The sequence below is a fragment of the Erwinia sp. 1181_3 genome (assembly GCF_052824965.1).
Window position 1 is genome coordinate 298,448 of record NZ_VTDE01000002.1, and the last position, 13,076, is coordinate 311,523.

Annotated in this window: 13 protein-coding genes; 2 read left to right on the forward strand and 11 right to left on the reverse strand. The window is 53.9% G+C overall.

Features of this window, described 5'->3' with window-relative positions; all coding sequences use genetic code 11:
* Positions 1 to 18: 18 nt before the first annotated feature.
* Positions 19 to 369 (reverse strand): purine nucleoside phosphoramidase, encoded by a 351-nt coding sequence (gene hinT / locus FY046_RS05750; protein ID WP_133842848.1) that lies wholly within the window; start codon positions 367 to 369, stop codon positions 19 to 21.
* Positions 370 to 742: 373 nt separating this feature from the next.
* On the opposite strand from hinT, the gene FY046_RS05755 reads away from it, so the two are divergent.
* The gene (locus FY046_RS05755) at positions 743 to 2,353 is read left to right on the forward strand and encodes an MFS transporter (protein WP_446185859.1); all 1,611 of its coding nucleotides are present in this window, start codon (positions 743 to 745) and stop codon (positions 2,351 to 2,353) included.
* Positions 2,334 to 3,473: a beta-galactosidase BglB gene (gene bglB, locus FY046_RS05760; RefSeq protein ID WP_133842844.1), complete on the forward strand. Its 1,140-nt coding sequence runs from the start codon at positions 2,334 to 2,336 to the stop codon at positions 3,471 to 3,473. Before FY046_RS05755 ends, bglB begins: the two co-directional genes overlap by 20 nt.
* Positions 3,474 to 3,523: 50 nt before the next feature.
* Here the strand turns inward: bglB and ptsG are convergent, their stop codons facing one another.
* From ptsG to fabD, 10 genes are all read right to left on the reverse strand, one after another.
* Positions 3,524 to 4,960 (reverse strand): PTS glucose transporter subunit IIBC, encoded by a 1,437-nt coding sequence (gene ptsG, locus FY046_RS05765; protein WP_133842842.1) that lies wholly within the window; start codon positions 4,958 to 4,960, stop codon positions 3,524 to 3,526.
* A 314-nt stretch (positions 4,961 to 5,274) separates the two neighbouring features.
* Positions 5,275 to 6,066: a metal-dependent hydrolase gene (locus tag FY046_RS05770; RefSeq protein ID WP_133842840.1), complete on the reverse strand. Its 792-nt coding sequence runs from the start codon at positions 6,064 to 6,066 to the stop codon at positions 5,275 to 5,277.
* A 10-nt stretch (positions 6,067 to 6,076) separates the two neighbouring features.
* Complete coding sequence (gene holB, locus FY046_RS05775) at positions 6,077 to 7,075, reverse strand: DNA polymerase III subunit delta' (RefSeq protein ID WP_159337074.1); 999 nt, start codon at positions 7,073 to 7,075, stop codon at positions 6,077 to 6,079.
* Positions 7,072 to 7,704, reverse strand: coding sequence for a dTMP kinase (gene tmk, locus FY046_RS05780; RefSeq protein WP_446185860.1), 633 nt, complete (start codon positions 7,702 to 7,704; stop codon positions 7,072 to 7,074). The genes holB and tmk overlap by 4 nt, the downstream gene beginning before the upstream one ends.
* Positions 7,694 to 8,719 (reverse strand): cell division protein YceG, encoded by a 1,026-nt coding sequence (yceG, locus tag FY046_RS05785; RefSeq protein ID WP_133842834.1) that lies wholly within the window; start codon positions 8,717 to 8,719, stop codon positions 7,694 to 7,696. The genes tmk and yceG overlap by 11 nt, the downstream gene beginning before the upstream one ends.
* A gap of 12 nt (positions 8,720 to 8,731) precedes the next feature.
* Entirely contained in the window at positions 8,732 to 9,532 is an 801-nt protein-coding gene (gene pabC, locus FY046_RS05790) for an aminodeoxychorismate lyase (protein WP_446185861.1), read from the reverse strand.
* Positions 9,533 to 9,663: 131 nt separating this feature from the next.
* The gene (gene fabF, locus FY046_RS05795; RefSeq protein ID WP_133842830.1) at positions 9,664 to 10,905 is read right to left on the reverse strand and encodes a beta-ketoacyl-ACP synthase II; all 1,242 of its coding nucleotides are present in this window, start codon (positions 10,903 to 10,905) and stop codon (positions 9,664 to 9,666) included.
* 88 nt (positions 10,906 to 10,993) lie between these two features.
* A complete protein-coding gene (gene acpP, locus FY046_RS05800) occupies positions 10,994 to 11,230 on the reverse strand; it encodes an acyl carrier protein (RefSeq protein WP_004157115.1) in 237 nt (78 codons plus the stop codon).
* Between the two features lie 154 nt (positions 11,231 to 11,384).
* Complete coding sequence (gene fabG, locus FY046_RS05805; RefSeq protein WP_062743729.1) at positions 11,385 to 12,119, reverse strand: 3-oxoacyl-ACP reductase FabG; 735 nt, start codon at positions 12,117 to 12,119, stop codon at positions 11,385 to 11,387.
* Between the two features lie 13 nt (positions 12,120 to 12,132).
* Positions 12,133 to 13,062 carry an ACP S-malonyltransferase gene (gene fabD / locus FY046_RS05810; protein WP_133842828.1) on the reverse strand — a complete coding sequence of 310 codons (930 nt, stop codon included), beginning with the start codon at positions 13,060 to 13,062 and terminating at the stop codon, positions 12,133 to 12,135.
* Positions 13,063 to 13,076: the final 14 nt, after the last annotated feature.

The following is a 13,076-nucleotide window of genomic DNA, read 5'->3' on the forward strand; positions in this document are numbered from 1 at the left end:
GTCCGTATTCGTTGGCGTTCAGGACGCCAGCATTGGGCCTAAAGGTCGGCCACCGACAAGATGCAGGTGGATATGATAAACCTCCTGACCGCCGTGTTTATTGCAGTTCATGATCAAACGGTAGCCGTCTTCAGCAATCCCTTCATCCTTCGCGATTTTCGCCGCTACGGTGATCATACGTCCCAGCGCGGCTTCATGCCCGGCGACAGCATCGTTAGCCGTGGCAATCAGCAGGTTAGGAATGATAAGAATGTGCGTCGGCGCCTGCGGGGAGATATCGCGAAATGCCGTGACCAGTTCATCCTGATAGACGATGTCGGCCGGGAGTTCACGGCGGATAATTTTACTGAAAATGGTTTCTTCAGCCATGCTATCTGTCCTTGTGTTCATGTCGTTAACGTTACCGCAGTATGAGCGAGAGAATCGTTTTCTTTCAACCTGCAACTGACTTTTCTTTGGTTAATCGCTCGGCTTTACGGCATTTCACTCTCTCAGCGTTGCCCTTCACCCTCTTTCTGTGCTGTTCATCAACAAAATGAACCGCTACTTTCGATAAAAACAAAACAGTGTTTTATAAATTTAGATGTGCGACACACCGATGACGGCCATTTTGCCACCTTCTTGCCTCAGATGGCAAAAACGGCAAGGTTCAGCCATCGCGAACGCTCTATTTTTCCAGCATCCGTATGAGTTGTCCGGAACCTGTGGCTGAAGCCACCCCACCGCGCAAGGAGTTTTCCTGATGCACACTCGTAAGATCGGACTGGCAAATTATCTCGCCTACGGTTCCGGTGATTTTCTCGGCGCCGGCACTACTGCCCTGACCGCCGCATGGCTGCTTTATTTTTACACCACCTTCTGTGGCCTGACGCCAATTGAAGCGACCTTTATCTTCGCCCTTGCCCGGGTGCTGGACGCCGTGATCAGTCCACTGATGGGCTTTCTCACCGATAACTTCGGCAGCACCCGGCTGGGTAAACGCTTTGGCCGCCGTAAGTTCTTTATTTTGCTCGGCATTCCCTGTGTGTTCAGCTACAGCCTGATGTGGGTCGGGGATATGAGCTACCTGTGGTATCTGCTCACTTATCTGCTGTTTGATATCGTCTACACCATGGTGCTGGTGCCCTATGAAACACTGGTACCGGAAATGACCGACGACTTTAAGCAGAAAACGCGCTTCTCCGGTGCCCGTATCGCCCTCGCCCAGCTATCTGCGATTCTTGCCGCCTTTTTACCGGGCATCCTGCTGGGGGTTTTCGGTAAGGACAACGCGGTGTCATTCTTCTATTCCAGCCTGGTGTTTTCCACACTCTGTGCCATCGTGCTGACGCTGGTGTGGTTCTTCACCTGGGAGCGTCCGGCCGATGCCATGTCGGAAGAGTCAAAACGCGCAGAGGAGGAGAAAAAACACCTCACGCTGGGCCAGAGCCTGAAACGCCTGTATGTCGAGCTGGCATCAACGTTACGTATCCGTATATTCCGCCAGCATCTTGGTATGTATCTCGGCGGCTACATCGCTCAGGATGTGTTTAACGCGGTGTTTACCTGGTACGTGGTTTTTGTGCTGATGCAGAGCGCGCAGCTGGCCTCCAACCTGATGGGCACCATGGCGGTCCTGCAATTTATCGCGGTGATTGGCATGATCCCGTTATGTATTCGCATTGGGCCTGCCCCGGCCTATCGCCTGGTGGTGGCACTGTTTGCCGCCAGCGCCCTCTCATACTGCCTGCTGTGGTACGCGGGTATGAGTAATAACCTGGCACTGCTGCTGTTGATTTCCGCGGTAGCGGGTCTGGGGCGTGGTGGCATCAACTATATCCCGTGGAATATTTACACCTACATTGCGGATCTGGATGAAGCCATTACCGGTCAGCGGCGCGAGGGGATTTTTGCCGGAATCATGACGCTGACGCGCAAAGCCTCACAGGCAGGTGCAGTGATGGTGGTCGGTATCGTCCTGCAACTTTCCGGGTTTGTCTCGGGCAAAGCGGAGCAGCTTCCCCAGGTCGGCCATACCATTGTCGTTATTCTCGGTGCCGGCACGCTGGTGATGCTGACATTCGGTTTTATTATCTCCCTGCGCTTTAAACTCAATCTTGCCACTCACCATACCCTGCGCGAAGAAACGCTGAAAATGCGCCAGGCCGATGGTGTGGTTCCGCAGCAGCTGACACCGGAAGCACGTGCCACCGTCGAAACCCTGACCGGTATGCCGTATGAGAATCTCTGGGGTAACAACAATGTTGGCTACCTCAATCGTCATAAACCTCAGGCAGCAGCGTTGTCAGAAACACGCGCCGCCTTCCCTTCTATCCGACCTCAGGAGCACCACGATGACAGTTTACCCGGTTAAGTTCAGCGCACTGCTGCGCCAGCCCGAATACCTGCTGCCGCGCACCGCGCTACAGCAGCTGATTGCCCGCGTCAGTGATAATCTGGTCGGCATTACTGATGAAAGCGGAGAATTTTTGCTGCGCCTGGATGATGGCCGGGTGATTGATACCAAAGGCTGGGCAGGCTGGGAGTGGACGCACGGCATCGGGCTGTACGGCATGTATCACTATTACCAGCAGACCGGCGATAAGCTGACCCTGCAACGTATCGATGACTGGTTTAGTGCACGGCTCCAGGAGGGTACACCGACCAAAAACGTCAATACTGTCTGTCCGTTCCTGACCCTCGCGTACCGCTATGAAGAAACGCGCGATCCGTCCCTGCGCCCGGTACTGGAACGCTGGGCAGAATGGGTGATGTATGACATGCCACGCACTGAGCATAATGGTATTCAGCATCTGGTCTATAACAATGAGAACCACCAGCAGATGTGGGATGACACGCTGATGATGAGCGTGTTGCCACTGGCGAAAATAGGCCAGTTGCTTAACCGTCCGGAGTTTGTCGAAGAAGCCACCTATCAGTTTCTGCTGCATACACAATATCTGATGGATCGCCAGACCGGCCTGTGGTTCCACGGCTGGACATTCGACGGCCACCACAACTTTGCCAACGCCCGCTGGGCGCGCGGTAACAGCTGGCTGACCATCGCCATTCCCGATTTTCTTGAACTGATGAACTGGCCGGAGCAACACGCCACCCGCCGCTACTTGCTTCAGGTGCTGGAAAGACAGGTGAAAGCGCTGGCGGAGTGCCAGCATGAAAGCGGGTTATGGCATACGCTGCTGGACGATCGTGACGCGTATCTTGAAGCCTCGGCGACTGCCGGTTTCGCTTACGGCATCCTGAAAGCTGTGCGTAAACGCTATCTCAGCCGCGACTATTATCCTGTGGCCGAGCGTGCACTGAAAGGTGTGATGGAACACATCAATGATGACGGTGAGCTGACGCAGGTGTCATTCGGCACCGCGATGGGCAGTGATTTAGACTATTACCGCCAGATACCGCTGACCTCCATGCCGTATGGACAGGCGATGGCGCTCCTGTGCCTGACAGAGTATCTGCGGGTCTATCTCTGAGGCATAAAAAAAGGGGCGCTTTCGCGCCCCTTCTGGTCACTATACCGTGATCATTTCGAATTACGGATAAAGTCATCCATATCGGTTTTCAGGTTATCGGATTTAGTACCGAAAATCGCCTGAACACCAGAACCTGCCACGACCACACCGGCCGCACCCAGTTTCTTCAGACCCGCCTGGTCGACTTTGCTCACATCCGCCACGCTAACGCGCAGACGGGTGATGCAGGCATCCAGATTGGTGATGTTATCTTTACCGCCGAAGGCAGCCACCAGGTTACCCGCCATTTCACTGGCGTTGCCGACAGTCTGCTCGCTGGTCGTTTCTTCACGGCCAGGTGTTTTCAAATCCAGCTTGGCGATCAGTACACGGAAAATGGTGTAGTAGACCAGGCCGTAGACGATACCCACAATCGGGAACAGCCAGATTTTGCTGCTGTTACCGCTCAGAACGATGAAGTCGATCAGACCATGCGAGAAGCTGGTGCCGTCACGCATACCCAACAGGATAGCGATTGGGAAGGCCAGACCCGCCAGGATTGCGTGGATTGCATACAGAATCGGCGCAACGAACATGAACGAGAACTCGATCGGTTCGGTGATACCGGTCAGGAACGAGGTCAGCGCGGCGGAGATCATGATACCGCCCACTTTGGCACGGTTCTCAGGTTTCGCTGAATGCCAGATAGCAATCGCAGCGGCTGGCAGACCGTACATTTTGAACAGGAAACCACCTGACAGCATACCTGCCGTTGGATCACCCGCCATATAACGTGGAATATCACCGTGGAATACCTGGCCTGCCGCATTGGTGAATTCACCAATCTGCATCTGGAAGGGAACGTTCCAGATGTGGTGCAGACCGAATGGCACCAGCGAACGCTCAACCACGCCGTAAATACCAAAGGCGACGACCGGGTTCTGATACGCCGCCCACTGTGAGAATTCCTGAATCGCAGTACCGACGGGTGGCCAGATAAAGGACAGCAACACACCGAGGAAAATCGCGGTAAAACCGGAGATGATCGGAACGAAGCGTTTACCCGCGAAGAAGCCCAGATACTCAGGCAGCTTGATGCGATAGAAGCGGTTAAACATATAGGCCGCGATGGAACCGGCAATAATCCCGCCCAGTACACCCGTGTCAGCCAGGTGCTTAGCCGCAATCTCTTCGGCAGGCAGGTGAAGGACCAGCGGTGCCACGACGGCCATCGTTTTCACCATGATGCCGTAAGCAACAACGGCGGCCAGCGCTGAAACGCCATCGTTATTGGTGAAGCCCAGTGCCACACCAATCGCGAAGATCAGCGGCATATTGGCAAACACCGAACCACCGGCTTCGGCCATCACATGAGAAACTACCGCTGGCAGCCAGTCGAAGTTGGCAGAACCAACGCCCAGCAGGATCCCCGCAATCGGCAGCACCGATACGGGCAACATCAGCGATTTACCGACCTTTTGCAGGTTCGCAAATGCATTTTTGAACATAGTGTAAAGCTCCTGAGTATGAGTGCTTTTCTTCGCGCTGTGCGCGCTGCAAAGGGGGAGGATCCTTTGCGGGTAGTGCAAAATAAGGAGCGTCTTAAGCGCTCTCGGTATTTATTACGAAGGGTAAAATAAATCCGCTCAAATTTGTTTGATGGCTATCACGTTTCGTTGAATGCGTGCCACTTCTTTAGTAAAAGTTGACGGGAAACGCCAGTTTTTTGCGCAAAAAAAATGCAGCACCCGATTTAAGGGCGCTGCACTTTACGACTTTTGCTTATTAATTACGAGCTATAAAAGAAATGCCCGCCTCAATGTCAGTCTGTCAGACGCGACATTGGCACATGAAATAAGCGCGAGAAGTTTTCTGTGGTCGCCTGCGCCATCTGCTCAATACTGACCCCTTTGACCACCGCCATGTATTCCGCTACATCGCGGGTATAAGCAGGCTGGTTTTCTTTGCCACGGTACGGCACCGGGGCAAGATACGGCGAGTCGGTTTCCACCAGCATACGGTCCAGTGGCACATGACGGGCGGCTTCGCGGATCTGTTCAGCGTTCTTGAATGTGGCAATTCCTGAGAAAGAAATATAGAACCCCATATCCAGCAGTCGGGTGGCGGTTTCACGATCTTCCGTAAAACAGTGCAACACACCGCCACACTCTTCTGCTTTCTCTTCCTGCAGGATCGCCAGCGTATCTTCGCGGGCATCGCGAGTATGGACGATCACGGGTTTGTTCAGATCGCGCCCGATGCGAATATGTTCGCGGAAAGAGGCCTGCTGACGCACCATCGTCTCTTTTTGATAAAAATAATCCAGCCCGGTTTCACCCATCGCGATAACGCGCGGGTGTGCGGCCAGCTCGCGCAATTCAGCGAAGTCATACGCCTCTTCCTGATTCAGGGGATGCACGCCGCATGAATATGCAACGTTTGGACGTTCCCCAATCAGGTCAACCATCGCTTTATAGCCCGGCAGCGTGGTCGCTACTGCCAGCATAAATTTCACATCGCGGGCAGCAGCCTTTGCCAGCACATCCGACACATCCTGGTGCAGCGTTTCATAATTCAGGCCATCGAGGTGGCAGTGGGAATCAACTAAAAACATAATGTACTCTCTAAAGCGGTGAACCGGCCGATGCCGGGTTGAGCATGGCTTCCCAGCCTAGCAGCTGATTGGTCAGTAGCAGTTCGCGGTTGACGGCGACCACATTCAGCAGGCGGTCGCGACAGATAATCCACTGGCGCAGACTGGCATCAATAGCGCTGGTCGGTAACAGGCTGGCGATACGCATCACGTCCGCCTGGCGATCGACGTTGCTGATAAACTGCCCGCCTCCCTGCTGCCATTTCACGGCATCGATCAGCAGTGAACAGAGCCAGCCAATACGCTGGGCGGCATCATCATGATGTAACGCGGGAAGCAGGCTCAGCATATCACCCTGCAAAGCATCAGGTAGCGCCTCGCAGACCCGTTGACGTTGTTGCCAGATTTTGTCGTCCAGTAACGCCAGCGCTGCCGCAGGTGCGCCCGCTGATAGGCGCAAGGCGGCAGTACGTTCACTCAGACCGGCCGCAGACTGTTTCTGTAACCATTGCAGACTTTGTGCTTCTGCGGGGGGAGCGAGGTGCCACAGCAGACAGCGGCTGCGCAGCGTCGGCAGCAGGCGCGAGGGTTCGCGGCTACTGAGTAAAAACCAGGTGTTCTTCGGCGGCTCTTCCAGCGTTTTCAGCAGCGCATTCGCGGCCGCTTCAGTCAACTGTCCGGCATCCGGCAGCCAGACAACTTTTGCCCCGCCCTGCTGCGCATGATGGTACAGCTTCTCAGTGACACTGCGCACTGCGTCAATGCCGAGCGAACTTTTGCCTTTTTCCGCTTCCAGCCGATACCAGTCCGGATGCGTTCCGGCCAGCATCAGCTGGCAGGCGTGGCATTCACCACAGCTTTTCAGGCCATCAGGCCGCTTGCACATCAGCCAGCGGCTGATCCCCCAGATAAGGGCATCATCGCCCATCCCCGGCAGCGCCTGAATCAGCAAAGCATGATGGCCGCGCTGTGCCTGATGCTGGCTGAGGATCTGACGGTAGCTGTGATTGAGCCACGGATACCAGTTCATTGCTGTTCCTGTAACCACTGGTCAAGCGTCTGGCGCAGCGAGACGGTAACCTGTTCCAGTGACTGGGTGGCATCCACGGTTTTAATACGGATGTCAGCGGCTGCCAGCGCCAGATAACGGTCACGCGTGCGGATAAAGAAGTTGAGGGATTCCTGTTCGATGCGGTCCAGCGCGCCACGGGCACGGGCACGTTGCAGGCCAATTTCAGGCGTGACATCGAGGTACAACGTCAGGTCCGGGGAAAAATCGCCCAGTACTGCCTGCTTCAGGCTGCGCATTAACTCGCTGTCCATGCCGCGTCCTCCGCCCTGATAAGCCTGCGATGAGAGATCATGACGATCCCCTACCACCCAGGCACCGCGTGCCAGCGCAGGTTTAATGACATTTTCAACCAGCTGTACGCGGGCTGCGTACAGCATCAGCAGTTCCGCCTGATCGGTGATGGGTTCATCATTTATTCCCTGCTTGATCAACTCGCGCAGTTTCTCTGCCAGCGGCGTACCGCCGGGCTCGCGGGTAAAGACAATGTCGTTAATGCCGTGGCGCTGAAGTTCGCTGACCACGGCATCACGTGCTGTGGTTTTCCCTGCGCCTTCCAGGCCTTCAATAACGATAAATTTACTGTTCATTTTTTTCCTTCATCGCCAGGCGATACACCTGTACGGCTTTATTATGGCTGGCCAGATTGGTGGTAAAGGTATGCCCTCCTTTTCCATCGGCCACAAAATAGAGGAAGTTAGTTTTATCCGGGTGCGCTGCCGCAGCTAGCGAGGCTTTTCCTGGCATGGCAATCGGGCCTGGCGGCAGTCCGTTAATCGTATAGGTGTTATATGCCGTGGGCGTTTCCAGATTCTTGCGTGTTAGCGTGCCTTTATAGGCATCACCCATACCATAAATTACCGTCGGGTCGGTTTGCAGGCGCATGCCCAGACGCAGACGGTTGATAAATACCGAGGCGACGCGACGACGCTCGTCACTCACCGCAGTCTCTTTCTCAATGATCGAGGCCATGGTCAGCATATCATTTTTGCTTTTATACGGCAGGTTATCCATTTTACCCTGCCATTCACTGTCAACCAGCGTCACCATGCGATCATGCGCACGTTTCAACAGCGCGACGTCGGTGGTGTTCGCCGTATAAAGATAAGTATCGGGATAAAACCAGCCTTCCACGGCGGCTTGTTCCCCCTCCAGCTTTAATGCCGTGGCAACCGTCGTGAGTTTGTCATCCGTCAGGGTATGTTTAATGTATGGCGCATTGCGGAGCTGACTCAGCCATTCCTGCATACGCGTGCCTTCAACAAAACGCAGGGGGAATTGTGCCTCTTTACCACTGGCCAGCAGCGCCAGCATCTCACGCACGGTCATTCCTGGCGTGAAGCGGTAGGTTCCGGCTTTAAATTTCGCCAGTTCAGGTTCCAACTTCAGCAGAACGCCAAACCACGGGCCATCAGGCACGATGTGCTTCGACTCCAGTTGAGCTTCCAGCACCACGCGGCCTGACCCCGCAGGCAGGGTAAAGATCGTTTCTTTATCAATGGTTAACGCAGAATCAGCCAGCTGGCGTGTTTGCCAGTAACCGTATGCGACTACCAGTAGCACGAATGCGAACAGCACTACTATCGTTTTTCGGAGTTTAGTCATGAAGGTCCCACGTCATTCATTATGGTGGTTGAGCAGACCAAAAAGCTGGCGTGATGAATAATGCCAGTTCTCAACCTGGTAAACCGGCAATACGGGCATCAGTGCGTTGGTGATCAGCACTTCTTCTGCCGACGCCAGTGCGTCAATCTCAGCACGGACTTCTGTCAGGGTGAAGCCCAGTTGAACCACCTGCTGCATCACCCATTGACGTTGAATGCCATTCACACCCGATGCCGTTAAATCAGGGGTAAACACCTGATTTCCCGTACGCCAGAATAAATTAGCCGCACAGCATTCCACCAGCATAGCGTCACTGTCAAGCACCAGCGCCTCATCGGCGGCAGTCTGCTCAAGCTCTGTGCGGATCAGCACCTGTTCAAGGCGGTTTAGATGTTTTATTCCTGCCAGGTGGGGATTTTTCCCCAGGCGCACACTGCTGAGTGCCAGCCGTGCGCCAGTCTGGCGTAGCGTATGATAATGAGCAGGATAGTCAGCGAGCGATATGATGCGTACCGGCTGGCTGCAGCCCGTTGCGCTGTAACCGCGTCCGCCGCTGCCACGCGTCAAAATAACCTTCAGTACGGCATCGCTACGGGTTGTCGCAGCAAAGCTCATCTCTTTTTCGAGGTTATGCCAGTCAACGGCAACGATCATAAGACGTTCGCAGGCTTGCTGTAAACGCGTCAGATGGGCCTCAAGAAACGTTACCCTGCCCTGTTGAACACGCGCCGTGGTAAAACAACCATCGCCGAACTGCACTGCGCGATCGCGGATATCGATATTGTCCCGCGTGTCACCATTGACCCACATCATGCTCACTCTCCGTTATCGTCAGTGCCAAGATTACCTGCCAATCCCGCCAGAATCATCTGATTGTCGCTCACTGACGATCAGAATAAAAAAAGGCCCGCACAGTGCGGGCCTTTCAATCGGACAGGACAAACTCAGATCTTACGGAAAATAAGCGAACCGTTGGTACCGCCGAATCCGAAGGAGTTACATAAAGTGTACTCCAGACCTTTTGTCTGACGCGCCGTGTGCGGAACAAAATCAAGATCACAACCTTCATCTGGATTATCCAGATTGATGGTTGGCGGAACGACCTGGTCGCGCAATGCAAGAATAGTGAAGATCGACTCCACCGCGCCCGCTGCACCTAACAGGTGACCGGTCATGGATTTTGTCGAGCTGACCATCACGCTGTTCGCACTGGCACCAAAGACGGATTTCACTGCCTGCGTTTCTGCTTTATCTCCGGCCGGCGTCGAGGTACCGTGCGCGTTGATATAGCCGATTTGCTCTGGTGACAGTTGTGCATCTTTCAGTGCATTCACCATCGCCAGCGCCGCACCCGCACCGTTTTCCGGTGGAGAGGTCATGTGGTAGGCATCGCTGCTCATCCCAAACCCGACGATTTCAGCGTAGATTTTCGCCCCGCGTTTTTTCGCGTGCTCATACTCTTCCAACACCACCAGACCTGCACCGTCACCCAGTACAAAGCCATCACGATCTTTATCCCACGGACGGCTTGCTGCCTGCGGGTTATCGTTGCGGGTAGAAAGTGCACGTGCAGCACCAAATCCGCCCACACCCAGTGGTGTACTGGCTTTTTCAGCACCACCAGCCAGCATAACATCAGCATCGTTATAAGCGATGATACGTGCAGCGTGACCGATATTGTGCACGCCAGAAGTACAGGCAGTTGCGATGGAGATACTTGGGCCTTTCATGCCAAACATGATCGTCAGGTGACCCGCAATCATGTTAACAATGGTCGAAGGAACAAAGAACGGGCTGATTTTACGTGGGCCACCATTCACCAGAGAGGTGTGGTTTTCTTCAATAAGACCAAGACCGCCAATGCCGGAGCCAATGGCAGCGCCAATACGTTCAGCGTTCTCTTCGGTGATTTCCAGGCCGGAATCCTGCATGGCTTGAATGCCAGCAACAATTCCATATTGGATGAAGGCGTCCATCTTGCGCTGATCTTTACGCGAGATGAATTCATCACAATTAAAATCTTTTACTAAGCCAGCAAAACGCGTTGCGTAGGCACTAGTATCAAAATGGTCGATGAGGCTGATGCCACTCTGACCGGCAACAAGAGCATTCCAGGTGGACTCTACGGTATTGCCGACAGGAGACAACATGCCAAGACCAGTCACAACTACACGACGCTTAGACACGTTCGTCCTCCAGAGAGGGAAAAGTTGACACTGTGTGGGACGTTCAGATAAAACTCAGGCGGTCGAGCGACCGCCTGGAGATGCTCACTTATGCCTGGTGACCATTGATGTAATCAATAGCAGCCTGAACGGTAGTGATTTTCTCAGCTTCTTCGTCCGGAATCTCGGTATCAAACTCTTCTTCCAGAGCCATTACCAGCTCAACGGTATCAAGAGAATCAGCGCCCAGATCTTCTACAAAAGAGGCAGTATTAACAACTTCTTCCTGCTTAACGCCCAGCTGCTCGCCAATGATTTTCTTAACGCGTTCTTCGATAGTGCTCATACTATTAAATTTCCTATCAAAACTCGCTTTCGCGATGGTTTTCGTAGTGTATAAAATGTTGAAAAAGATGCAACTAAATCCCGGCTGGTCCAACCACGATTTTACGCTATTCTGCGGCCTTTACCCCAAATAACGCAAATAATTTTCGTGATTTTCAGACCATGTACATTCCGCCATTGACGTGCAGCGTTTCACCAGTGATGTACGCTGCCTCGTCAGAGGCTAAAAATGCAACGGCATTAGCGATCTCCTGCGCGCCGCCGAGGCGACCTGCAGGAACTTCCGCCAGAATGCCCGCACGCTGATCTTCGCTCAGTGCACGCGTCATGTCGGTTTCAATGAAACCAGGTGCCACGACGTTAACAGTAATACCACGGGACGCGATTTCACGCGCCAGTGATTTGCTAAAGCCAATCAAACCCGCTTTTGCTGCCGCGTAATTTGCCTGACCCGCATTACCCATTGTTCCAACTACGGAGCCAATGGTAATAATTCGACCCGCACGTTTTTTCATCATGGCACGCATTACCGCTTTTGACAGACGGAATACTGAAGTCAGATTGGTGTCCAGGATGTCCTGCCACTCATCGTCCTTCATGCGCATCAGGAGATTATCACGCGTGATGCCTGCATTATTGACTAAAATGTCCACTTCGCCAAATTCGGCGCGAATATTTTCCAACACGCTTTCAATCGATGCGCTGTCGGTCACGTTCAGAAGCAGGCCTTTTCCGTTATCGCCCAGATAGGTACTGATAGCGTCGGCGCCACTTTGGCTGGTCGCAGTACCCACAACTTTGGCACCACGTGCCACCAGGGTTTCTGCAATCGCACGGCCGATTCCACGGCTTGCACCGGTTACCAGCGCAATTTTACCTTCGAAGTTCATGTTTCTCTCCGTGTTATTGTTCAAGCGCCGCTGTCAGGCTGGCCTGGTCGTTTACCGCCGCCGCTGTCAGGGTGTCAACAATACGTTTAGTCAGCCCGGTCAGAACTTTACCCGGACCCACTTCCAGCAGCGACGTTACGCCCTGCCCGGCCATAAATTCTACACATCCGGTCCAGCGCACTGGATTGTACAACTGGCGAACCAGCGCACTACGGATAGCTTCTGCTGACGTCTCGCACTGCACATCAACGTTATTCACTACCGGGAAGGCAGGCGCGTTGAAGGTCAGCAATTCGAGTGCTGCGGCCAGTTTATCTGCCGCAGGCTTCATCAGTGCACAGTGTGACGGCACGCTGACAGGCAGCGGCAGTGCACGTTTCGCGCCGGCGGCCTTACAGGCAGCACCCGCACGTTCTACGGCTTCTTTATTACCGGCAATCACAACCTGACCCGGAGAGTTAAAGTTCACCGGAGAGACAATTTGCCCCTGAGCAGACTCTTCACAGGCTTTGGCAATAGACGCATCGTCCAGACCAATAATCGCCTGCATCGCGCCAGTTCCTTCCGGAACGGCTTCCTGCATCAGTTTGCCGCGCAGTTCAACCAGCTTAATCGCATCTGCAAACGCCATGACACCTGCACAAACCAGCGCACTGTACTCACCCAGGCTGTGCCCTGCAAGCATTGACGGCGCTTTTCCGCCTTTTTCCTGCCAAACGCGGAAAATGGCAACAGAAGCAGCCAATAAAGCAGGCTGAGTTTGCCAGGTTTTGTTCAATTCTTCAGCAGGGCCTTGTTGCACTAACTGCCAGAGATCGTAACCCAGTGCGTCAGAAGCTTCACGGAAGGTTTTTTCCACAAGCGGATTCGTTGCAGCCAGATCGGCCAACATACCTACCGTTTGCGATCCCTGCCCCGGGAAGACCATTGCAAATTGCGTCATTGTGATTTCCTGTT